1 pseudogene is annotated in these 267 nt (G+C 68.5%); it reads left to right on the top strand.

Annotated elements, in window-relative coordinates:
• A pseudogene (locus JK363_RS41835) lies at positions 1-267 on the top strand (type I polyketide synthase); the annotation flags it as partial.

Raw genomic sequence — 267 nt, 5'->3', positions numbered from 1 at the left:
CCGGCTGGGGTTTCCAGCAGGCGGCCGCGGCGCCGGTGGTGTTTCTGACGGCGTGGTACGGGCTGGTGGAGCTGGGTGGTCTTGGTGCGGGTGAGTCGGTGTTGATCCATGCCGCGGCGGGTGGTGTGGGGATGGCGGCGGTGCAGATCGCTCGTCATCTGGGTGCGGAGATCCATGCCACCGCGAGCCCGGGCAAGCATCCGGTGCTGGAGGCGATGGGTATTGACGCGGCTCACCGTGCCTCTTCGCGGGATCTGGACTTTGCGG

This window comes from Streptomyces coffeae (genome assembly GCF_016741875.1).
Classification (GTDB): domain Bacteria; phylum Actinomycetota; class Actinomycetes; order Streptomycetales; family Streptomycetaceae; genus Streptomyces; species Streptomyces coffeae.
The sequence above is the reverse complement of the archived record's forward strand: the minus strand, read 5'-3'. Positions and strand labels throughout refer to the sequence as shown.